This window comes from Amycolatopsis ruanii, assembly GCF_003385175.1.
Lineage (GTDB): Bacteria > Actinomycetota > Actinomycetes > Mycobacteriales > Pseudonocardiaceae > Amycolatopsis_E > Amycolatopsis_E thermalba.
Genome location: NZ_PQHY01000015.1, coordinates 1 through 19,836 on the forward strand (window position 1 = coordinate 1; position 19,836 = coordinate 19,836).

Below are 19,836 nucleotides of genomic sequence, written 5' to 3' on the forward strand. Positions count from 1 at the left end.
GTGCCGGGCCGAGCAGGCCGCCGACACGCCGGCCCCCGGCTCGGCCCGGCACGCCGGCCCCCGGCTCGGCCCGGCACGCCGGCCCCCGGCTCGGCCCGGCACGTCGCCCCCCGGCTCGGCCCGGCACCGCCCTCCGGCGCCGGGCGTCCGCTCGCCTGCGGCCCCTCGGAATCGCGCGGCCCGTCGGCAAACCTGCGCCGCGAGTGGCTTCGCCGCAGCTCCGTGCGCGGGTGACCGTCAGCCGGCGCGGCGCTCCGGTAGCCGTACGTGCGGGCGGCGCCCGCGGGAGATCGTCCGGGGCGGGGGTACCAGGCCGGCGTCCGCCAGCAGCTCGACCGCGGCCAGCTCCTCGCTGTCGAGTTCGACCACCGGGGGTGCGTCGACCACGGCGCTCAGCACGCAGTCACCGCAGGCGCGGCCCCGCAGCGTGCACCGGTTGCACTCGATGATCACGGTGTTGTCGTTCATGGTGTGCCTCCTCGGTTCCTACTGAGGTGCACGGTACGAGTGACCACCGACAATTTCGGGCGCGCGTATCGAACGAATGGACCAACGGTGCACCAGCAAACCGCTGACCAGCGGAAACTCCGCTGAAAAAATTCCTCAGACCCGTCCCAGACGAGCCAGCAGCACCGCCGAAGCCACCGGGTGCGCCCCCGATCGCCGCACCGAGTCGGCCACCGCGCGGTCCGTCGAGGCCACCACCAGCGGCCGCCCCTGGGGCTCGGCCGCCACGAGCGACCGGATCACGTCGTCCGCGATCACGCCCGGGTCGGAGAACAGCACGCGCACCCCGCGGGCGCTCACGGTCGGCACCGACATCACCTCGGCGCCGTCGAACACCACCGTGATCTCCGCGCCGGTCCGCGCCGCCAGCGCCCCGAGCTGCTGGACCAGCCGGTTGCGCTGGTCGGCCAGCGCCAGCTCCGGATAACCGGTCTTGGTCACGTTGTAGCCGTCGACGATCAGGTGGACGCTGGGCAGCGCGAGCAGCCGGTCCAGCACCGCCGGATCCCGCACCTGACGCCCGGCCCCGGTCCCCGACGACGCCCCCGGCACCGTGTCCGCGGGCCGCCGCGAGCTGGTGTCCAGCGACAGCTCCCGCCGCAACCCGGACACCGCGCCCTGCAGCGTGTCCACGAGCAGCGACAACCGCACCTCGTCGGCTTCCCGGGCCTCCTTCGCGGACTGGCGGGCGATCTCCGCGTCCGCCGCCGCCCGCTCGGCCCGGGCCCGCTCGGCGGCCGCCCGCTGGCGCTCACGCTCCAGCTGAGCGGTCACCGCGGCCACCTCCTGCTCCCGCCGCACGTCGGCCTGCGCCAGCAGCTCACGCGCCTCCTCAGCGGCGTCCTTGGCCTGCCGCAGCTGCGTGCCCTGCTCCCGCAGGCGGTTGCGGAGCTTGGTCAGCTCCTCCTCGCGCTCCTGGCGGGCCCGCTCGACAGCCTCCAGCGCCTGCGTCAGCTCCTCCCGCACCCGCGCCAGCTCCGCCTCCAGCCGCTGGCTGCGCGCCACCGCGGCGTCGCGCTCGGCGCGCAGCGCCGTCTCCGCCGCGTTCTTGACCACCAGCCGCACCCGGGTGGCCGCGCTGGCCTCGCCCAGCAGGACGGCCGCCACCGCGGCGGCCACCGGATCGGGGTCGTTCGGGTCGAGCGCGTCCGGCCGGTACTCACGCACCCACTCCAGGACGGCGGTGCGGAACGCCGTCGAGTCCTCCAGCGTTGTGAGGAGCGCCGCACCACCCAGCTTGGCCCGCTTCGCCGGCGCGAACTTCGCGACCGGGCGCAGCTGCTGCGGGATGTCGATGCGCGGGATCTTCCCCAGTGCCTCGGCGGCCAGCTCGGCGAGCCGGCCGCGCACCGGCTCGGGCAGATCGCGCCAGCTCACGGACCTGGCGTCCGGCTCCGGGCGCGGGCTCGCCGCGGCGGCCCGGAGACCGGGGTCTTCGGGCTCTTCGGCGTGCACTGAGGGAAACATCCATCCAGGGTAGTCCGCTTCGGTAACGATCACCGGTCGTGCCGTGATCCGGGATTGTCGGTCCCCCTCCCTAGGGTGCCGATCATGCACCTGGCGGACCGCGCGCAACTGACCTTCGACGAACTCGGCACGCCGTTGCGGGACACCACCTTCGTGGTGTTCGACCTGGAGACCACCGGGACCAAGCCGGGCCCGCACGGCATCACCGAGATCGGCGCGGTCAAGGTCCGCGGCGGCGAGGTGCTGGGTGAGTTCGCCACCCTCGTCGACCCGGGGATGCCGATCCCGCCGCAGATCGTCGCGCTGACCGGCATCACCTCGGCGATGCTGCACGACGCGCCGAAGATCGACCGCGTGCTGCCCGCGTTCCTGGAGTTCGCCAGCGGCGCCGTGCTGGTCGCGCACAACGCGCCGTTCGACACGTCGTTCATGCGCGCGGCCTGCCTGCACCACGGCTACGCGTGGCCCAGGCCGGCCGTGGTGTGCACGGTCCGGCTGGCGCGCCGCGTGCTGACCCGGCAGGACAGTCCCAGCTTCCGGCTGTCCGCGCTGGCGGCCCTGTTCGGCTCGCCGGTGACGCCGAACCACCGCGCGCTGGAGGACGCCCGCGCCACCGTCCACGTGCTGCACGCGCTGCTGGAGCGCGTCGGCAACGTCGGCGTGCAGTCCCTGGAGGAGCTGCTCGACTACCTGCCCGAGGTGACGCCGGCCCAGCGGCGCAAGCGCGGCCTGGCTGCCCACCTGCCGGAACGCCCGGGCGTCTACCTCTTCCGCGGCCCGGGCGACGAGGTTCTCTACGTCGGCACGGCGAGCAACCTGCGGCGCCGCGTGCGCCAGTACTTCACCGGTTCGGACAGCCGCGGCCGGATCCGCGAGATGGTCGCCCTCGCCGGGCGGGTGGACGGCATCGAGTGCAGCCACGCCCTGGAGGCCCAGGTCCGGGAGCTGCGGCTGATCGCCGCGCACCGGCCCGCCTACAACCGGCGGTCGAAGAACCCGCGCAAGTCGTGGTGGATCGTGCTGACCGACGAGGCCTTCCCGCGCCTGTCCGTGGTGCGGCTGCCCAAGGACGGCGCACTCGGGCCGTTCTCCTCACAGGTCACGGCCAAGATCGCGGCGGACGCCCTGGCCGGCGCCGTCGGTCTGCGCACGTGCACCCAGCGGATCTCCGCGCACTCGCCGTCCGGCCGGCCGTGCGCGGCCGCCGAGCTCGGCCGGTGCGGGGCGCCGTGCGCCGGACGGCAGAGCGTCGAGGAGTACTCCCCCGGCGTGCACGCGATCGCCGACCTGGTCGCCGGCCGCGGCACCCGGCCCCTGGACTCGGCTCGGCGCCAGCTGGACGAGCTGGCCGGGGCCGAGCACTTCGAGCAGGCCGCGCGGCGGCGGGACGAGCTCGCCGTGCTGGTGCGCGCCGTCGACCGGGCCCACCGGCTGTCGTCGCTGGCCGCCATCCCGGAACTGGTCGCCGCGGCCCCGGACGGCAACCGCGGGTGGGAGTTCGCGGTGATCCGGCACGGCAGGCTGGCCTCCGCCGGAGTGGCCCGCCGGGGTGTGCCGCCGATGCCGGTGGTCGAGCAGCTGGTGGCGTCGGCGGAGACGGTCGAGCCGGGCCCCGGGCCCCTCTACGGGGCGCCGCCCGAGGAGACCTCGATCCTGCTGCGCTGGCTCACCCGGCCCGGTGTGCGGCTGGTGCGCACCGCCGTGCCGTGGTCGGAGCCCGCGCACGGCGCCGGCCCGTGGCGCGGCTGGCTGGAGCAGGTCGCCACCGCCGTGTCGCTCGAGCAGGCCGGGTAGGGACGCGGGGAGCTACGATCGCCGCGCTACCCAATTCATGCGAGGAGGACGCGAGTGATCACCGCGATCGTGCTGATCCATGCCGTGGCGGACAGCATCCCGGAGACCGCGCAGGCGATCGCCGACATCGACGGCGTGGCGGAGGTGTACTCGTGCGCCGGCGACGTCGACCTGATCGCGATCGTGCGCGTGCACGCCCACGAGGAGCTCGCCGACCTCATCCCGGCCCGGATCGGCAAGGTGCCCGGCGTGATCGACACCGACACGCACATCGCGTTCCGGTCCTACTCCACCGCCGACACCGAGTCCGCGTTCGCGATCGGCATCGAGGACGCCGACTGACCGGACGAAACGAGAAAGGGCCCCCGGATCGCTCCGGGGGCCCTTCTCGTGACCGTGGACTAGTGGTCCGGCGTCTTCCAGCCCGCCGGGACCTCGCCCTTCTCGGGCAGCTCGCCCGGGACGTGGCCGTTGCCGTGCCCGTCGCCGCGGGCCCGGTCGAGCGCCGCGGTCTCCTCCACCGGGTCCGGCGCCAGCATCGTGCCCGGCACCGCGCGCCCGGCCGCGCCGAGCTTGTTCATCTTCTTCGGCACCGCCGCGCCCTGGTACTCCAGCGGGATGGCGTGGCCGTGGTCGTCCACACCGCCCAGCGGCTGGTGGATCTCGATGAACTCACCATGGGGCAGGCGCTTGATGATGCCGGTCTCGATGCCGTGCTCCAGCACCTCGCGGTCGGACCGCTGCAGGCCCAGGCAGATCCGGTAGGTGATGAAGTACGCCAGCGGCGGCAGCACCAGGATGCCGATGCGGCCGGCCCACGTCGTCGCGTTCAGCGAGATGTTGAACTTGTCCGCGATGATGTCGTTGAACCCGGACAGCTCGATCACCATGAAGAACGCCAGCGCCATCATGCCGATCGAGGTGCGGACCGGTGCGTCACGCGGGCGCTGCAGGAGGTTGTGGTGCGCGGTGTCGCCGGACAGCTTCCGCTCGATGAACGGGTAGGCGATCAGCAGCGCGAACAGGATCGGCATCCAGAGCGCACCGGCGAAGAACACCGCCGGGACCGTGTAGTTGCCCAGGTAGAGCTCCCACGCCGGGAAGATGCGCAGCAGGCCGTCGGCCCAGGCGAGGTACCAGTCCGGCTGCGAGCCCGCGGACACCTGCCCCGGGTTGTACGGGCCCAGGTTCCAGATCGGGTTGATCTGGAAGAGACCCGACATCATCGACAGGATGCCGGTGACGATGACGAAGAAGGCACCGGCCTTCGCGGCGAACACCGGCATGATCCGGACGCCGACGACGTTGGTCTCCTTGCGCCGCACGCCGGGGAACTGGGTGTGTTTCTGGTACCAGACCAGCGCCAGGTGCACCCCGACCAGCGCGAGCATGATGCCCGGAATCAACAAGATGTGCAGCGTGTACAAGCGCGGCACGATCTCGTCGCCGGGGAACTCCCCGCCGAACAACGCCCAGTGCAGCCAGGTGCCCATGATCGGCACCGAGAGCACGATGCCCGACATCGTGGCGCGGATACCGGTACCCGACAGCAGGTCGTCCGGCAGCGAGTAGCCGAAGAAGCCCTCGAACATGCCCAGGATCAGCAGCAGCGCGCCGATGACCCAGTTGGCCTCACGCGGCCTGCGGAACGCTCCGGTGAAGAAGATCCGGAACATGTGCACCATCATGGCCGCGACGAACACCAGCGCGGCCCAGTGGTGCAGCTGGCGGACGAACAGGCCGCCGCGGACCTCGAACGAGATCTCCAGGGTCGTCTGGAACGCGCGGGACATCTCGACGCCCTGCAGGTTCTTGAACGGCCCGTTGTAGACGACCTCGGTCATCGACGGATCGAAGAACAGGGTCAGGTAGACGCCCGTGATGATCACGACGATGAAGCTGTAGAGCGCGATCTCGCCGAGCAGGAACGACCAGTGGGTCGGGAAGACCTTGTTCATCTGGTGCCGCAGGCCCTTGGCCAGGCGGTACCGCTGGTCCATGTTGTTCGCGGCCTCGCCGGCGTGCCGCTCCAGGGCGCCGGACCCCCGGGTCGGCGTGGTGAGTGAACTCATGACTTGCGCTCCCAATAGGCGGGGCCGACCGGCTCGATGAAGTCTCCGCGCGCCACGAAGTACCCCTCATCGTTGACCGTGATGGGCAACTGCGCAAGCGCGCGGGTCGCCGGGCCGAAGATGGGCTTGGCGTACTGCAGGGCGTCGAACTGCGACTGGTGGCACGGGCACAGGATCCGGTTGGTCCGCTGCTCGTACAGGGAGGTCGGGCATCCGACGTGACTGCAGATCTTCGTGTAGGCGTAGTAGTCGCCGAAGTTGAAGTCCTCCTGGCCCGCGCGCTTGACGACCCGCTGGGCGTCCTCGGGACGCAGGCGGATCAGCATGACCGGGGTGTCCGTGCGCATGAAGACCGCGGACAGCGCCTCGTGGTCGCCGCGCTCGCTCTCCCGGAACGGGTAGACGGTCTCCATGCCGCCCGCGTCCAGGTCCTCCGGGCGCAGCAGGACGACCTCGTGCGGCTTGCCGGTGTAGCGGCGCAGGTAGACGGTCTCGCCCGGGTGCGCCGGCTTCCACGGCGTGTGGGCCAGGTTGTCCGGGGAATCGGGGTCGGCCCACGGGTTCTTGATGAACGAGGCGACCGGCAGGGCGACCAGGCCCAGGCCCATCACACCGGCGCCGAGGCCGGCGGTGCGCTTGACCAGGGAGCGGCGGCCGATGGTGCTGCGGTTACCCGCGTCGGCCAGCTGCGCGACGATGGTCTTGCGGTCGATCTCGGCCGAACCCTTGCCGTCGCCGTCGTGCCGCTCCTGCACCGCGAGCTCGTTCGGGATGAACCGCTTGGTGTAGAGCAGCACGCCGATGCCCAGCGCGAGGATCGACAGGCCGAGCGTGAAGCCCAGCACGGGCGTGTAGAGCGCGTACGTCTCGTACTCGCCGGTGTCCGGAGCCTTGTACTCCCACCACTCCGGCCAGCAGATGGTCACCAGGAAGCCCAGACCGGCCAGCGCCGCGATGGTGAACCACAGCGCGACGACCCGCTCCGCGCGCTTCTCGGCGCGGGTGCCCTTGACCGGCCACGGGTCCGGGTAGTCGACCAGCTCGACGCCATCGAGCTTCGTCCCCAGCTCCACCAGCTGGTCGCGGTCCATCTCGGCCAGTTCGGCCTCGGAAGGCTGGGGAACCCCCGGCTCGCGCCCGGCGCCCGGGTGCTCTTCCATGCTAGTCATGCCCTCGATCCAATCCACAAAGTCACGCCGACGATGGCGCCGATGCCGACGATCCACGCCACGAGCGCCTCCGAGGCCGGCCCCAGGCCGCCCAGGCCGTTGCCGCCCGGGTTGTTGTTCCCGTCGGACACGGACTTGACGTAGGCGACGATGTCCCGCTTCTCCTCGGGGGTGAGCTGCCGGTCGGAGAACTTCGGCATGTTCTGCGGACCGGTCAACATCGCCGTGTAGATCTGCTCTTCGTTGGCCGGGCCGAGCTCCGGCGCGAACTTGCCTGCCGACAGGGCGCCGCCCTGGCCGGTGAAGTTGTGGCACGACGCGCAGTTGAGGCGGAACAGCTCGCCACCGCGTGCCGGGTTGTCGCCGCGCAGCGCCTCACCGGTCTGGGCGGGCCGCTCCGGGCCGCCGCCGTTGGCCTGGATGTAGGCGCCGAGCGCGTCGATCTCCTCCGGGGTCAGCTTGGCCGGCTTGCGCTCGGCCTGCGCCTCCTGGCGGACCGCCGGCATGCGGCCGGACGAGGTCTGGAAGTACACGGCCGCGTCGCCGACGCCGATCAGGCTCGGCCCGCGGTCCTCCACGCCCTGCAGGTTCGAGCCGTGGCAGCTGATGCAGCTGTTGTTGTAGACCTGCTGGCCCAGGCGCAGCTGCGCCGGGTCGTCCTGCGCCTGCGCCGTCTGCGGCTGCGGCACCAGGAGGGCGTAGCCCAGGCCCGCGCCGACCAGCGCCACACCGAGCGCGAGCGCACCGGCGAGGCGGCGGCGCAGCTTGGTGCGGGCACCGAACCGGCGCCTGGAGGTGTTCTTGCTGGTGGTCATTCTTCGGCAACCCTTGCTGTCAGTTCAGGCCGGTCCATGGGGTGGCTGGCGCGGTCACGGGATGATGTAGATGACCGCGAACAGGCCGATCCACACGATGTCGACGAAGTGCCAGTAGTAGGACACGACGATCGCCGAGGTCGCCTGCGCGGGGGTGAACTTGCTCAGCTTCGTGCGGATGAGCAGGAAGACGAAGGCGACGAGACCACCGATCACGTGCAGACCGTGGAACCCGGTCGCCAGGAAGAACACGGTGCCGTAGGCCCCGGACGGGATGGTCACGCCCTCGTGGATCAACGTGACGTACTCACCGGCCTGACCGGCGACGAAGATCGCGCCCATGATCAGGGTGATGACGTACCAGCGGCGCAGCCCGTAGACGTCACCGCGCTCGGCGGCGAACACGCCGAGCTGGCAGGTGAACGACGACGCCACCAGGATGATGGTGAAGGGCAGCGCGTACGGGATGTCGAGGTGGATGGGCTCGTCGGTCGCCGGGTTGATCGGCGGCCAGACCCCCGTGTCGTTCTGCGCCTTGACCGTGAAGAACATCGCGAACAGCCCGGCGAAGAACATGAGCTCGCTGGAGAGCCACACGATCGTGCCGACACTGACCATGTTCGGCCGGTTCAGCGAGTGCACCCGCTGGCTGATGGTGGGAGCTGCCGTTGTCACGGGTCGCATTATGTCTCCCTGCGAAGCGACCTGCTTGGTCGGGTCCGGCACGCCGCGCCGGGGGTGTTGGTCACAGTGACGAACGCGGAGGGTGAGGATCAGGGCGTGGGATTCTTCGATCGGGTGCGTGACCTGCTGCGAAAGCGTGGCGGACCGGAGCTCACCGTGGACACCGAGGGTGTCGTCGTCGTGGCCGAGGCCTTCGACGTCGCCGAAGCCGACTCGTCGGTGCTTCGGAGATCACACCGCTGGCGGGCGGACGAACCGGCGATTCTGCGCCATCACCTCGTTCTGCCACCGGATCGGGTCACCGAGGCGGCGTCGGTGCTCGCCCAGGACGGGTGGCAGCTGCGCCCGGAAGCCGGCGGCGCGGGACCCGTCCGGGTGCACGCGCTGCGCGTGCAGAAGCTCGACGCGCTGCACTGCGCGCAGGAACGGGCCCGGATGGCCGGTCTGGCGCAGCGGCTGGACGGCGACTGGCTCGGCTGGGACGCGTTACAGCCGATGGGCCTGGGTGGAACCGGGCGGGACGGCTAGCATCGACACGACCAGTACAGCGACGAAGCCGGAGGGTCGACTTGTCCGAACAGTCCACGCGGATCCTGGTGTTCAGCCACCGACCAGAAGTGCGGGAGTCGATCATCACGGCGGTCGGCCGCAGGCCCGCCACCGATCTGGGCCGGGTCGACTACGTCGAGGCCGCCGGAGTGGCCGACGTGCTGGCCGAGATGGACGAGGGCGCGGTCGATCTGGCGATCCTGGACGGCGAGGCCCAGCCGACCGGCGGCATCGGGTTGTGCCGGCAGTTGAAGAACGAGATCGACGACTGCCCGCCGATCGTGGTCGCCGTCCGGCGCAAGGACGACCGCTGGCTGGCGACCTGGTCCCAGGCCGACGCCGTCCTGGTCCATCCGCTCGACCCGCTGACCGCGGCGGAGACGGTCGCGGACGCTCGCCGGGCCCGCCGGGTCCCGGTCGTCCGGGGCTGAGGCGCCGCGACGAACTCAGGCCGGTTCGCCGGTCTGGAGGAAAGGTGACCATGGGCACGCAGACTTGGCCCACGCTGCTCAACCAGCTGATCGCCGGCGCGGATCTGTCCGCGGAGGACACCGCGTGGGCGATGGACCAGGTGATGTCCGGGGAGGCCACCCCCGCCCAGGTCGGCGGCTTCCTGGTCGCGCTGCGCGCGAAGGGCGAGACGCCGGCCGAGATCACCGGTCTGGCCGACGCGATGCTCGCGCACGCCCGGCGGGTGCGGATCTCGCGGGACGCGGTGGACATCGTGGGCACGGGTGGTGACCGGTCGGGGTCGGTGAACATCTCGACGATGGCCTCGCTCGTGACGGCGGCGGCCGGGGTGCCGGTGGTGAAGCACGGCAACCGGGCGGCGTCGTCGAAGGCCGGGACCGCGGACGTGCTGGAGGCCCTCGGGGTGGCGATCGACCTGCCGCCCGAGGGGGTGCAGCGGTGTGTGGAGGAGCTGGGCATCGGGTTCTGCTTCGCGCCGGTGTTCCACCCCGGGTTCCGGCACGCGGGTGCGCCGCGCCGGGAGCTGGGGGTGCCCACGGCGTTCAACCTGCTGGGCCCGTTGACGAATCCGGCCCAGCCGACGGCCGGGTTGATCGGGTGCGCGTTCCCGGACAAGACGGAGGTGCTGGCGCGGGTGTTCGCGCGCCGGGGCACGTCGACGCTGGTGGTCCGCGGAGACGACGGCCTGGACGAACTCACCACGACGACGACCAGCTCGGTGTGGGTGGTGTCGGCCGGGGCGGTGCGGGCGGCGTCGCTGGACCCGGCCGCGCTGGGCATCCCACGCGCGACGGCGGAGGACCTGCGGGGCGGCGACCCGGCGGTGAACGCGGAGGTCGTGCGGGAGCTGGTGGCGGGCAAGCCGGGCCCGGTACGGGATGCGGTGCTGCTCAATGCCGCTGGCGCGCTGGCGGCGCACGCCGGGTTCACGGAGTCGCTGGAGGATGACCTGACGGCGGGACTGCGCCGGGCGGCGGAGGCCGTGGATTCGGGTGCGGCTGCCGAGCTGCTGGCTCGGTGGGCGGCTTTCCGCTGAGTTTTCTCGGTTGGGGGTTGGGTGCGCGGCTGGGTCGGGCCTGGGTGCGCAGTGGGGCCGGTGGTGGCCGCGAGGCTGGACCAACGGCGGCCGCACGAGAGGACCGTTCGCGTAGGCGCGACTGGCGCCCGCACGACTGGGCCGGTGGTGGCCGCACGAGAAGACCACTCGCGCGGGCACCACTGGCACCCGCGCGACTGGACCAACCGCGACCGCACGAGAAAACCACCCGCGCAGGCACCACTGGCACCCGCACGACTGAGCCAGCGGCAGCCGCGCGACTGGACCCACCCCGACCGCACGAGAAAACCACCCGCGCAGGCACCACTGGCACCCGCACGACTGAGCCAGCGGCAGCCGCGCGACTGGACCCACCCCGACCGCACGAGAAAACCACCCGCGCAGGCACCACTGGCACCCGCACGACTGGGCACGTGATGGCCGCACGAGAGGACCGTTCGCGTGCGTGCGACTGGCGACCGCACGGCTGGACCAGTGGTGGCCGCACGGAAGGACCAACGGCGACGACCCGAGAAGCCCACTCGCGCAGGCGCCACTGGCAACCGCACGGCTGGACCAGCCGCGGCCGCACGAGAAGACCAACCGCGCCCCCACGACCGGCCCAACGGTGACCACATGAAGGGACCGTTCGTGCTGCGTGGAAGGGCCACTCGGCGAAGGAAGACCGCCCAGGGCCGCCTCAGCCAGACACTCAGCCCGCACCAGTCACAAAAGGGCGCCCCTCCGCCGAACGCCCAGCCCGCACCACGGACGAAGAGGGCTGCCCTCAGCCGAACACCAGCCTCACCAGGAACAAGACACGGCCGCCCTCAGCCAGGCACCCAGCCCACACCAGTCACAAAAGGGCACGACAGCCACGCAACCAGCCCGCACCAGCCGCAACAGGGCGCCCCTCACCCGAACACCCAGCCCGCACCCGGCACGCGAAAAAGGCCCGCCCGGCGTGCATCCGCCGGACGGGCCCCCCGCAGAACAAACATCACTCGTGGTTGGGCCCCGTGTGGTACTCGAACACCAGGCCGCCCACCGTGAGCAGAATCAGGATCCCCCCGACGACCAGCATCCAGATGTGGAAGAACGCCAGGCCGAGACCGACGAACGCGGCCGACGCGGCCAGCCCGACCGGCCAGTAGCTGCCCGGGCTGAAGAAGCCCATCTCGCCGGCGCCATCACTGATTTCGGCGTCGTCGCGGTCCTCGGGGCGCGGTTCGATCCGGCGGCCCACGAACCGCATGTAGCTGCCCGCCAGGAGGGACAGCCCGCCGGTCAGGATCAGGGCTACCAGGCCGACCGGCTCGACGCCGTAGCCACTGGCCAGGCCGGTCCACACGCCGTACACGATCGCGATGAAGAACGCGAAAGCGGTGACCAAGTCGAAAATCCGGGCTTCGACCTTCATGACGCTGTCCTCACTGTGCTCATGCTTCCAACACCCACGTGAACCAACCGGCTCAGCCGGACTGCGTCCGCAGCGTGCGGTCGGTGTTGAACGGCTTCGTCGTGGTCGCCTGCGGCGCGCACAGCTCGCCGCAGTTCAGCGCGGCCAGCGCCTCGGCGGTGGTGTTCGGCTGCCCGGTGGCCGGGTTGATCTGCGTGCGCAGCTGGATGTACCGGTCGAACTGGTCCGCGGGCAGCGCCCGGACCTCGAAGTTCATGCCCGAGTGGTAGGTGCCGCACAGCTCGGCGCAGCGGCCGACGAACGCACCGGTCCGGTCGATCGTGTTCTGGAACGACGGGTCCTGGTTGTTCTTCTCCGGGTCCGGGAACACGTCCCGCTTGAAGTGGAACTCCGGCACCCAGAAGGAGTGGATGACGTCGGCCGACCGCAGGTTGTACTGGATCCGCTTGCCGGCGGGCAGGACCAGGATCGGGATCTCGCTCGAGCTGCCGACGGTCTTGATGACCTGGCCGTTGGCGTCCTTCGGCGCGCTCGGGTAGTCGAACTCCCAGTTCCACTGGAACGCGATCACGTCGACCGTGACGTCCGGGTCCGGCTCCTCGGCCAGCACCTTGCTCTCGGTGGTCGCGGTGAAGAAGAACAGCACGCAGACCATCACGAGCGGCAGCACGACGCAGAACAGCTCGAGCGGCACGTTGTACTGGAACTGCCGCGGCAGGTCGCCCGGCCCGTGGGTCTTCTTCTTCCGGTGGAAGGCGACCGACCAGAAGATCAGGCCCCACACGATGACGCCGACGACGAGCGCGGCGATGACGGACCAGGTCCACAGGACACGCATGTCCTCGGACTCCTTGGTCACGCCGACGGGCCACCCGAACCGCAGCACCTCGTCACCGGAGCACCCGGTCGCCAGGAGCGCGACGAGCCCGGCCAGCGCGGCGACCTTACCCACTTTCGCCGAACGTGATGCCGGAGTGCGCTCATCCCTGCCCACTGCGCAGCGCCCTTTCAACCCAGGCCTCCTTGACGATTTCTGGCTTACCAGCGGGAGCCTAGCCGAGCTACCGCGATCCGCAGCCCAAGGGGTGACCGTTCGTGGCGGGGGCTGCGGGCATACTGGGCGCTCGACATCCGGCCACGACCTCGAGGTGTGAATATCCGTGTGCGGCCTGCTTGGACTGGTGTGTGCCACTGAGAACGACGCGGTCAACGCGCGTGACGCGGTCGGCGAAGCCATGCGCTGCCAGCGTCATCGCGGTCCCGACGAGCGCGACACCTGGACCGACGCCGAGGTCGTCTACGGCTTCAACCGGCTCGCGTTCATCGACGTCGAGCACGCCCACCAGCCCCTGACCTGGGGCCCGCCGGAGTCGCCGAACCGGTACACGCTGAACTTCAACGGCGAGATCTACAACTACCGTGAGCTGCGGGAACAGCTCACGGAAGAGCACGGTGCGAAGTTCGCCACAGAGGGCGACGGCGAGGCGATCGTCGCCGCCTACCACTACTGGGGCCGCTCGGCGGTGGCGAAGCTGCGGGGCATGTTCGCGTTCCTGATCTGGGACGCCGAGGAAAAGGTGATCTTCGGCGCACGCGACCCGTTCGGCATCAAGCCGCTGTTCTACACGCACGGGCCGGGCGGCACGGCGTTCTCCAGCGAGAAGAAGTCGCTGCTGGAGCTCTCCGGCGTGCTGGGGATCACCAAGCAGCTGGACCGGACCGCCCTGCAGCACTACCTGACCCTGCAGTACGTGCCGGAGCCGGAGACCCTGCACACGCGCATCCGCCGCATCGAGTCGGGCACGTCGTTCACCGTGTCCCCCGGCGGCGAGCCCAGGATCGAGCGCTACTTCTTCCCCGAGTTCACCGCCAAGCCGGTGCGCGGCGCCGCCGAGGCGAAGATCCTGCACGAGCGCATCCGCGACGTGATGCGCGACTCGGTCGGCAAGCACATGATCGCCGACCCGGACATCACCGTCGGCACGTTCCTGTCCGGCGGCATCGACTCGACCGCGATCGCGGCGCTGGCCAAGGAGCACAACCCGAACCTGATCGCGTTCACCACCGGGTTCGAGCGCGAGGGCTACTCCGAGGTCGACGTGGCGGCCGAGTCGGCGGCGGCGATCGGCGTGAAGCACGTCATCCGGACGGTGTCGGCGGACGAGATGATGGAGGCCCTGCCGCTCATCGTCTGGTACCTCGACGACCCGGTGGCCGACCCGGCGCTGGTGCCGCTGTGGTTCATCGCGCGGGAGGCGCGCAAGCACGTCAAGGCGGTGCTGTCCGGCGAGGGCTCGGACGAGCTGTTCGGCGGCTACACGATCTACAACGAGCCGCTGTCGCTGGCGCCGTTCGAGAAGGTGCCCGGCGGCCTGCGCAAGGTGATCGGCAAGGTGTCGGAGCGGATCCCGGAGGGCACCCGCGGCAAGGACCTGCTGCGCCGGGGCGCGCTGCCGCTGGAGGAGCGCTACTACGGCAACGCCCGCATCTTCCGCGACGACCAGCTGCGCGGCGTGCTGAAGACGTTCCAGGAGGGCGTCGGGCACCGGGACGTCACCGCGGAGCACTACCGCACGTCGGCGAACTGGGACCCGGTCGCCCGGATGCAGCACGTGGACCTGTTCACCTGGCTGCGCGGCGACATCCTGGTCAAGGCCGACAAGATGACCATGGCGAACTCGCTGGAGCTGCGGGTGCCGTTCCTGGACGCCGAGGTGTTCAAGGTCGCGGCCGGCATCCCGCTGGACCAGAAGATCACCAAGGAGACCACGAAGTACGCCCTGCGCCGCGCGCTGGAGGGCATCGTCCCGGCGCACGTGCTGAACCGCCGCAAGCTGGGCTTCCCGGTGCCGATCCGGCTGTGGCTGCGCGACGAGATGTACGACTGGGCGCGCGGCATCATCGCCGATTCCAGGACCGACGAGCTGCTGGACAAGCAGGCCGTGCAGCGCCTGCTCGACGAGCACCGGGCCGGCACGCTGGACCACAGCCGGCGCATCTGGGCGCTGCTGGTGTTCATGATCTGGCACGGCATCTTCATCGAGCACCGCATCAAGCCGGAGATCCCGGAGCCGGTCTACCCGGTGCGGATCTGACGCGCTGACCCCCGTGACGGGCCGTGGCCGGATGACCGGCCACGGCCCGTTTTTTCGCGAGCCGCGTGCGGGGGGTCAGGCGGGCAGCGCGGGAGCGATCTCCGCCGCCGCGTCCGGGCCGAACGCCGCGCCGATCCGGGACAGCGCCGACTCGCGGTCGAGGGTCCACTCCTGCGTGCCGACGGTCTCCAGCACCAGCACGGCGATCATCGAGCCGAGCTGGGCGGAACGCTCCAGGCTCAGGTCCGCGTTCAGGCCGGCCAGGAATCCGGCCCGGAAGCCGTCGCCGACGCCCGTCGGGTCGGCCTTGGTCAGCTCGGGCACCGCGCCGACCTCCAGCGCCACCCCGCCCTTGCCGACGATCTCCACGCCCTTCTCGCCGAGGGTGGTGATGCGGATGCCGACGTGGTCGAGCACGTCGGCCTCGGACCAGGCCGTCTTCTGGAGCAGCAGCTCCCACTCGTAGTCGTTGGTGAACAGGTACTTCGCCCCGGCGACGAACCGCCGCGCCTGCTCGCCGGTCATGCGCGCCAGCTGCTGGGAGGGGTCCACCGCGAAGTCGAACCCGCGCTGGCGGCACTCGTCGGCGTGCCGGAGCATGCCGTCCGGGTCGTCCGGGCCGATCAGCATCAGCCCGATCCCGCCCACGCGGTCGGCGATCGGGCCCAGCTCGATGTTGCGGGCCTCGGCCATGGCGCCGGCGTAGAAGGTGGCGATCTGGTTGAGGTCGTCGTCGGTGGTGCACACGAACCGGGCGGTGTGGGCCAGCTCCGAGATCAGCACGCCGGCCGTGTCCACCCCGTGGCGCTCCAGCCAGGACCGGTAGTCGGCGAAGTCCGCGCCCGCCGCGCCGACCAGCACCGGGCTCGCGCCGAGCACGCCCAGGCCGAAGGCGATGTTGGCGCCGATGCCGCCGCGCCGGACGACCAGGTCGTCGGCGAGGAAGCTCAGCGAGACGCGGTGCAGCTGGTCGGCGACCAGCTGCTCGGCGAACCGGCCGGGGAAGTGCATGAGATGGTCGGTTGCGATGCTGCCGGAAACGGCGATGCGGGCGTTGATGGCCACCGGTGCTCTGCTCCCTCTGGCTGGCTCGAACTGAAGTTACCGACGGGAAATACCCCGTCGGAGCTAAATCTGACCCGCTGACCGACACTACTAGCTGGTAGACCTGTCCGGCTCGCGCTGGTCGTCCTAGCGTCGCCTGCGTGAGCACCGTGACGGAACCGGAGACCATCGCCGAGCTGATCGACGACTGCGCCGACATCCCCGCCGAACTGCGCGCCGCGCACGCCTCGGCGCCCCGCCCGCCCGCGCCGCGGGACTGGGCCGTCGCCGACGCCTGCCACGCACAGGTAGTCGGGCTGGAGGACTATTAGTTACGCGGACGCGAAAAGGGCGCCGGTCGAAGCTTCGACCGGCGCCCTTTCGTGTGATGGCTCAGTGGAACGAGTCACCGCAGGCGCAGGAGCCCGTGGCGTTCGGGTTCTCGATGGTGAAGCCCTGCTTCTCGATCGAGTCGACGAAGTCGATCACCGCGCCCTCGACGTACGGCGCGCTCATCCGGTCGACCGCCACGCGCAGGCCGTCGAACTCGCGGAACAGGTCGCCGTCGAGCGTGCGCTCGTCGAAGAACAGCTGGTAGCGCAGGCCCGCGCAACCACCGGGCTGGACCGCGATGCGCAGGTGCATGTCGTCGCGGCCTTCCTGGTCGAGCAGGGCCTTCGCCTTGCTCGCCGCGGCGTCGCTCAAGGTCACGCCGTGGGTGGCCTCGGCCTCGGCCTGCGTGCTGGTCTGCTCAGCGGCAGTCATAGCTCTCCCTCGGGGTCTTGCCGTGCACCGGGTGGGGGGTGCTCCTCCCTACTGGAAACACCAGTGCCACCCGATCTGTTCCCGGGCTGGTTTCCCGCCTTGGCGCTGATCCCATGGTTACACATCCCCGAGGGGGATGAACACGGACGCCGGTGTCTGGAATAAGCTGGTCGAGTGAGGTTTCTCCGTCGTAACAGCACGACCACCGCAGACAGCCCCGAAAGCGAGGCCGCCGAGGTGGCCGAAAGCGTCGAATCTCACACCCGGGGTTACACCCCGGCCAAGGGCAGGCCGACGCCGAAGCGCAAGGAGGCCGAGGGCAAGCGCCGCGGCCCGGTCGCGCCGCCGCCGCGGACCATGCGGGAGGCGATGAAGCGCAACCGCGAGCTGCGCAAGTCGAACCCGGTGAGCAAGGAAGAGCGGCGCCGCCTGGCCGGGGAGCGCCAGGAGCGGATGGCCGCCGGCGACGACCGCTACCTGCTGCCGCGCGACAAGGGCCCGGTCAAGGCGTACGTGCGCGACCTGGTCGACTCGCGCCGCCACTTCCTGGGCGCGTTCATGCCGCTGGCCATCGTCGTGTTCGTCGTGCTGCTGGTGCCCTACCCGGCGATCCAGCAGTACGTGACGCTGCTGTGCATGGCCGCCATCCTCGTGATGGCCGTCGAGGGCTACTTCAACGGCCGCCGCATCGCCCGGCTGGCCCGCGAGAAGTTCCCGAAGGAGAACATCAGCGGTCGGTCGCTGGGGTGGTACGCGTTCGTGCGGGCGAGCCAGATCCGCAAGCTCCGGATGCCGAAGCCGCGCGTCAAGGTGGGCGACAAGGTCTCCTGACCCCGGCTGGAGCCACTCCAGGTCGTTAGCAAGGCGAACCATTTCCGAGTAGGCTGCCGGCCATGGAGTTTCGCCGTCTCGGCCGCAGTGGCCTGTCCGTCAGTGAGATCGCCTACGGGAACTGGCTCACCCACGGGTCCCAGATCGCCGAGGAGCAGGCCCAGGCCTGCATCAAGGCCGCGCTCGACGCCGGGATCACCACCTTCGACACCGCCGACGTCTACGCGAACACCGTGGCGGAGTCGGTGCTCGGGCGGGGGCTGGCCGGTCAGCGCCGGGAGAGCCTGGAGATCTGCACCAAGGTGTTCTGGCCGACCGGCCCCGGCGGTCCGAACGACCGCGGCCTGGGCCGCAAGCACATCATCGAGTCCTGCCACGCGTCGCTGAAGCGCCTGCAGACCGATCACATCGACCTCTACCAGGCGCACCGGTTCGACCCGACCGTGCCGCTGGAGGAGACCATGTCGGCCTTCGCCGATCTGGTCCGCCAGGGCAAGGTGCTCTACATCGGGGTCTCGGAGTGGAACGCCGAGGAGATCACGCGCGGCGCGGCGCTGGCCCGCGAGCTGCGGATCCCGTTCGTGTCGAACCAGCCGCAGTACAACATGCTCTGGCGCGTCATCGAAGCCCAGGTCGTGCCCGCGAGCGAGCGGGAGGGGCTGAGCCAGATCGTCTGGTCGCCCATCGCGCAGGGGGTGCTGACCGGGAAGTACAAGCCGGGCCAGCCGCCGCCCGCCGGATCGCGCGCCACCGACGAGAACGGCTCGCGGTTCGTGCAGCGGTTCCTGCAGGACGAGGTGCTGGAGCGCGTCGCCCGGCTGGAGCCACTGGCCGCGCAGGCCGGGCTGACGCTCGCGCAGCTGGCGGTGGCGTGGGTGCTGCAGAACCCGAACGTCGCCTCCGCGATCGTCGGCGCCTCCCGGCCGGAGCAGGTGCACGAGAACGTCAAGGCGGCCGGCGTGAAGCTCGACGCCGACCTGCTCACCGAGATCGACTCGGTCCTGCTCGGCGTCGTCGAGGAGGATCCGCGCCTGACCGCCCGCGCGGGCTGACGATAAGTTGGCGCCGTGACTGACGTGTCGTTCGCCGACGTCCCCCAGCCCGACGAGCCCGCCCGCGCCGAGGCCCTGCGCCGGCACGCCGAGCTGCTCAAGCCGGTCGACTCGCTGGGTCAGCTGGAGGCGCTCGGCGCGTGGGTCGCGGCGTGCCAGGGCTCGGTGCCGCCGCGGCGGTTCCAGCGGCCCCGCGTGATCGTGTTCGCCGGGGACCACGGGATCGCCGCCAAGGGCGTCTCCGCCTACCGGCCGGAGGCCACCGCGCAGCTGGTGAGCACCCTGCTCAAGGGCTCCGGCCCGGTCGCGGTCGCCGCGGCCGTGGCCGGCGCCGGGCTGCGCGTCGCCGACATCTCGGTCGACGGGGAGACGCCGGTCGCCGAGTTCAAGGTCCGGGCCGGCTCCGGGTCGATCGACGTCGAGGACGCCCTCACCGAAGACGAGGTGCAGGCCGCGCTGCGGGCCGGGATGGCGATCGCGGACGCCGAGGTGGACGAGGGCACCGACCTGCTCGTCGCGGGCAGCGTCGGGGTCGGGGTGAGCACGCCGGCCGCGGTGCTGGTCGCCGCGCTGACCGGGGCCGAGCCGGTGGCCGTGGTGGGCCGCGGCTCGGGCATCGACGACAACGCCTGGATGCGCAAGGCCGCCGCGATCCGGGACGCGCTGCGCCGGGCCCGCGCCGTGCTGCCCGATCCGGTCGCGCTGCTCCGCACGGCGGGCGGCGCGGATCTGGCCGCGCTGACCGGTTTCCTGGCGCAGGCCGCGGTCCGCCGGACCCCGGTGCTGCTGGACGGCCTCGCGGTGGGCGCGGCCGCGCTGGTGGCCGAGGAACTGGCGCCCGGCGCGCGCTCGTGGTGGCAGGCCGCCCACCGCGACGCCGAGCCGGCGCACCGGATGGTGCTGGAGCACCTCGACCTGAAGCCGATCGCCGACCTGGGCATCCGGCTCGGCGACGGCACGCCGACCGCGACGGCGCTCCCGCTGCTGGTCACGGCCGCCCGGATGCTCACGGACCTGCCCACGCACGCCGAAGCCGGAGTCGCGCCGCCGAACGCTTGATCCGGC

At 71.1% G+C, this 19,836-nt stretch carries 20 protein-coding genes; 10 read left to right on the forward strand and 10 right to left on the reverse strand.

From position 1 onward, the window contains the following. Positions 1-237: 237 nt before the first annotated feature. A complete protein-coding gene (locus D0D28_RS10760; protein WP_094004345.1) occupies positions 238-468 on the reverse strand; it encodes a hypothetical protein in 231 nt (76 codons plus the stop codon). A 135-nt stretch (positions 469-603) separates the two neighbouring features. Next, a complete protein-coding gene (locus D0D28_RS10765; RefSeq protein WP_167481493.1) occupies positions 604-1,974 on the reverse strand; it encodes an NYN domain-containing protein in 1,371 nt (456 codons plus the stop codon). Between the two features lie 84 nt (positions 1,975-2,058). On the opposite strand from D0D28_RS10765, the gene D0D28_RS10770 reads away from it, so the two are divergent. Then, positions 2,059-3,768 carry a DEDD exonuclease domain-containing protein gene (locus D0D28_RS10770; protein WP_116110538.1) on the forward strand — a complete coding sequence of 570 codons (1,710 nt, stop codon included), beginning with the start codon at positions 2,059-2,061 and terminating at the stop codon, positions 3,766-3,768. Positions 3,769-3,822: 54 nt separating this feature from the next. Further along, positions 3,823-4,110 carry an Lrp/AsnC family transcriptional regulator gene (locus tag D0D28_RS10775; protein WP_094004343.1) on the forward strand — a complete coding sequence of 96 codons (288 nt, stop codon included), beginning with the start codon at positions 3,823-3,825 and terminating at the stop codon, positions 4,108-4,110. Positions 4,111-4,169: 59 nt separating this feature from the next. Here D0D28_RS10775 and qcrB read toward each other — a convergent pair whose 3' ends face one another. From qcrB to ctaE, 4 genes are read right to left on the reverse strand one after another with little or no spacing between them, the layout of a single operon-like run. Then, a complete protein-coding gene (gene qcrB / locus D0D28_RS10780; RefSeq protein ID WP_094004342.1) occupies positions 4,170-5,840 on the reverse strand; it encodes a cytochrome bc1 complex cytochrome b subunit in 1,671 nt (556 codons plus the stop codon). After that, positions 5,837-7,000, reverse strand: a complete 1,164-nt coding sequence (gene qcrA / locus D0D28_RS10785) for a cytochrome bc1 complex Rieske iron-sulfur subunit (RefSeq protein WP_094004341.1) — start codon at positions 6,998-7,000, stop codon at positions 5,837-5,839. Before qcrA ends, qcrB begins: the two co-directional genes overlap by 4 nt. Positions 7,001-7,005: 5 nt before the next feature. Continuing rightward, positions 7,006-7,824 carry a cytochrome bc1 complex diheme cytochrome c subunit gene (gene qcrC / locus D0D28_RS10790; RefSeq protein WP_094004340.1) on the reverse strand — a complete coding sequence of 273 codons (819 nt, stop codon included), beginning with the start codon at positions 7,822-7,824 and terminating at the stop codon, positions 7,006-7,008. A 54-nt stretch (positions 7,825-7,878) separates the two neighbouring features. After that, positions 7,879-8,508, reverse strand: a complete 630-nt coding sequence (gene ctaE / locus D0D28_RS10795; RefSeq protein WP_094004339.1) for an aa3-type cytochrome oxidase subunit III — start codon at positions 8,506-8,508, stop codon at positions 7,879-7,881. Positions 8,509-8,604: 96 nt separating this feature from the next. On the opposite strand from ctaE, the gene D0D28_RS10800 reads away from it, so the two are divergent. From D0D28_RS10800 to trpD, 3 genes are read left to right on the forward strand one after another with little or no spacing between them, the layout of a single operon-like run. Then, entirely contained in the window at positions 8,605-9,036 is a 432-nt protein-coding gene (locus tag D0D28_RS10800) for a hypothetical protein (protein WP_094004338.1), read from the forward strand. Between the two features lie 41 nt (positions 9,037-9,077). Next, entirely contained in the window at positions 9,078-9,488 is a 411-nt protein-coding gene (locus D0D28_RS10805; protein WP_116110483.1) for a hypothetical protein, read from the forward strand. Between the two features lie 50 nt (positions 9,489-9,538). Beyond that, on the forward strand, positions 9,539-10,564 hold the full coding sequence (gene trpD / locus D0D28_RS10810; protein WP_116110484.1) for an anthranilate phosphoribosyltransferase: 1,026 nt from the start codon (positions 9,539-9,541) through the stop codon (positions 10,562-10,564). Between the two features lie 1,000 nt (positions 10,565-11,564). On the opposite strand, the gene D0D28_RS10815 is transcribed toward trpD, so the two are convergent. Further along, positions 11,565-11,984 carry a cytochrome c oxidase subunit 4 gene (locus D0D28_RS10815; RefSeq protein WP_094004335.1) on the reverse strand — a complete coding sequence of 140 codons (420 nt, stop codon included), beginning with the start codon at positions 11,982-11,984 and terminating at the stop codon, positions 11,565-11,567. Positions 11,985-12,036: 52 nt separating this feature from the next. Next, positions 12,037-12,978, reverse strand: coding sequence for an aa3-type cytochrome oxidase subunit II (gene ctaC, locus D0D28_RS10820; protein ID WP_162830552.1), 942 nt, complete (start codon positions 12,976-12,978; stop codon positions 12,037-12,039). A 166-nt stretch (positions 12,979-13,144) separates the two neighbouring features. On the opposite strand from ctaC, the gene asnB reads away from it, so the two are divergent. Next, positions 13,145-15,079, forward strand: coding sequence for an asparagine synthase (glutamine-hydrolyzing) (gene asnB / locus D0D28_RS10825; protein WP_116110485.1), 1,935 nt, complete (start codon positions 13,145-13,147; stop codon positions 15,077-15,079). Between the two features lie 75 nt (positions 15,080-15,154). Here asnB and D0D28_RS10830 read toward each other — a convergent pair whose 3' ends face one another. After that, positions 15,155-16,144, reverse strand: coding sequence for a carbohydrate kinase family protein (locus D0D28_RS10830; RefSeq protein ID WP_094004332.1), 990 nt, complete (start codon positions 16,142-16,144; stop codon positions 15,155-15,157). Between the two features lie 140 nt (positions 16,145-16,284). Here D0D28_RS10830 and D0D28_RS36115 point away from each other — a divergent pair, with 140 nt between their 5' ends. Then, the gene (locus D0D28_RS36115; protein WP_205413224.1) at positions 16,285-16,455 is read left to right on the forward strand and encodes a hypothetical protein; all 171 of its coding nucleotides are present in this window, start codon (positions 16,285-16,287) and stop codon (positions 16,453-16,455) included. Positions 16,456-16,516: 61 nt separating this feature from the next. On the opposite strand, the gene D0D28_RS10835 is transcribed toward D0D28_RS36115, so the two are convergent. Continuing rightward, entirely contained in the window at positions 16,517-16,888 is a 372-nt protein-coding gene (locus D0D28_RS10835; RefSeq protein ID WP_094004331.1) for a HesB/IscA family protein, read from the reverse strand. 174 nt (positions 16,889-17,062) lie between these two features. Between D0D28_RS10835 and D0D28_RS10840 the strand changes: the two genes are divergently transcribed. The 3 genes from D0D28_RS10840 (at position 17,063) to cobT (ending at position 19,830) form a co-directional block, all read left to right on the forward strand. Further along, positions 17,063-17,719: a DUF3043 domain-containing protein gene (locus D0D28_RS10840; protein WP_162831030.1), complete on the forward strand. Its 657-nt coding sequence runs from the start codon at positions 17,063-17,065 to the stop codon at positions 17,717-17,719. A gap of 62 nt (positions 17,720-17,781) precedes the next feature. Further along, entirely contained in the window at positions 17,782-18,771 is a 990-nt protein-coding gene (locus tag D0D28_RS10845; RefSeq protein WP_116110487.1) for an aldo/keto reductase family protein, read from the forward strand. A gap of 15 nt (positions 18,772-18,786) precedes the next feature. Beyond that, the gene (gene cobT / locus D0D28_RS10850; protein WP_116110488.1) at positions 18,787-19,830 is read left to right on the forward strand and encodes a nicotinate-nucleotide--dimethylbenzimidazole phosphoribosyltransferase; all 1,044 of its coding nucleotides are present in this window, start codon (positions 18,787-18,789) and stop codon (positions 19,828-19,830) included. Positions 19,831-19,836 lie beyond the last annotated feature (6 nt).

What these genes read in the sequence shown, in the direction of transcription:
- qcrA (WP_094004341.1), bottom strand. Translation starts at nt 7,000, where the DNA reads ATGGAAGAGCACCCGGGCGCCGGGCGCGAGCCGGGGGTTCCCCAGCCT.
- trpD (WP_116110484.1), top strand. Translation starts at nt 9,539, where the DNA reads ATGGGCACGCAGACTTGGCCCACGCTGCTCAACCAGCTGATCGCCGGC.
- ctaE (WP_094004339.1), bottom strand. Translation starts at nt 8,508, where the DNA reads ATGCGACCCGTGACAACGGCAGCTCCCACCATCAGCCAGCGGGTGCAC.
- D0D28_RS10765 (WP_167481493.1), bottom strand. Translation starts at nt 1,974, where the DNA reads ATGTTTCCCTCAGTGCACGCCGAAGAGCCCGAAGACCCCGGTCTCCGG.
- qcrC (WP_094004340.1), bottom strand. Translation starts at nt 7,824, where the DNA reads ATGACCACCAGCAAGAACACCTCCAGGCGCCGGTTCGGTGCCCGCACC.
- D0D28_RS10770 (WP_116110538.1), top strand. Translation starts at nt 2,059, where the DNA reads ATGCACCTGGCGGACCGCGCGCAACTGACCTTCGACGAACTCGGCACG.
- qcrB (WP_094004342.1), bottom strand. Translation starts at nt 5,840, where the DNA reads ATGAGTTCACTCACCACGCCGACCCGGGGGTCCGGCGCCCTGGAGCGG.
- D0D28_RS10815 (WP_094004335.1), bottom strand. Translation starts at nt 11,984, where the DNA reads ATGAAGGTCGAAGCCCGGATTTTCGACTTGGTCACCGCTTTCGCGTTC.
- D0D28_RS10845 (WP_116110487.1), top strand. Translation starts at nt 17,782, where the DNA reads ATGGAGTTTCGCCGTCTCGGCCGCAGTGGCCTGTCCGTCAGTGAGATC.
- D0D28_RS10760 (WP_094004345.1), bottom strand. Translation starts at nt 468, where the DNA reads ATGAACGACAACACCGTGATCATCGAGTGCAACCGGTGCACGCTGCGG.
- D0D28_RS10835 (WP_094004331.1), bottom strand. Translation starts at nt 16,888, where the DNA reads ATGACTGCCGCTGAGCAGACCAGCACGCAGGCCGAGGCCGAGGCCACC.